Genomic DNA, 1077 nt, shown 5'->3' with positions numbered 1-1077 from the left:
CCGGGCAGCGGTGCGCGTCGGCCGCGACCCGTGCCGCCCCTCGCGAGGGCAGCACCCCGCTGGTGGCCCCGCATCGCTGACACCCCCAGGTCGCGCCGTCGGCGGCCTCCTGGACATAACACGACCGTTCGCCGACCCCGTCCATCCCGCCCCCCAGCGCAGAGCACCGGCCCGGAGCCGGTGCGAATTCCGCAATTGTGTCACAAAATTCTCATCTTGACACGACATCTTCATCACCTCGGCACCACGTAGACAGATCGGTCTGGACTTGGCGCGCCTTTAATGTCTACTGTGTTGGTCTACTTAATCCACACACAAGATAATCGGAGCACTCGTGAAGACACTGATCGTCCTGGGCGTCGTCGGCGCCATCGCCCAGCTCATCGACGGCTCCCTGGGGATGGCCTACGGCGTGACGTCCACGACGCTGCTGGTCGCGGCCGGGATCGCGCCCGCCGCGGCCTCGGCGTCCGTGCACTTCGCGGAGATCGGCACCACCCTGGCCTCAGGTATCTCCCACCACAAGCTGGGCAACGTGGACTGGCGCATCGTGCGCATCCTCGCGGTCCCCGGCGCCATCGGGGCGTTCGCCGGCGCCACCATCCTCACCAACCTCCCGGCGGACGTGGCCAAGCCGGTGGTCGGGGCGATCCTCCTGACGCTGGGCCTGTACGTGCTGTACCGCTTCCTCGCACTGGGTGGGCGTCGTCCGGAGTTCAAGGGCCGCGTGCGGACAGGGTTCCTGGTCCCCCTCGGACTGGTGGGCGGCACCCTCGACTCGCTCGGCGGCGGCGGGTGGGGCCCGGTCGGCACCACCTCGCTGCTGTCCTCGGGCCGGGTCGAGCCGCGCAAGGTGGTCGGCTCCATCGACACCTCCGAGTTCGTGGTGGCCGTGGGTGGCTCCCTCGGCTTCCTCATCGGCCTGGGCGCGGCCGGCATCGACTGGGGCTACGCCGCGGCACTGCTGGTCGGCGGCGTGATCGTGGCACCACTGGCGGCCTGGCTCGTCAAGCACCTGCCCGCGCGCGTGCTCGGCACCGCGGCCGGAGGCCTGATCGTGGTGACCAACTCGCGCAC

At 69.9% G+C, this 1077-nt stretch carries 1 protein-coding gene; it reads left to right on the top strand.

Annotated elements, in window-relative coordinates; translation table 11 throughout:
• Positions 1-334: 334 nt before the first annotated feature.
• The coding region (locus G6018_RS04690; protein WP_182638912.1) for a TSUP family transporter at positions 335-1077 on the top strand (743 nt) is incomplete at its 3' end.

It is taken from the genome of Dietzia sp. DQ11-44, from assembly GCF_014145205.1.
GTDB lineage: Bacteria > Actinomycetota > Actinomycetes > Mycobacteriales > Mycobacteriaceae > Dietzia > Dietzia natronolimnaea.
This window is presented reverse-complemented; position numbering and strand designations above follow the sequence as displayed.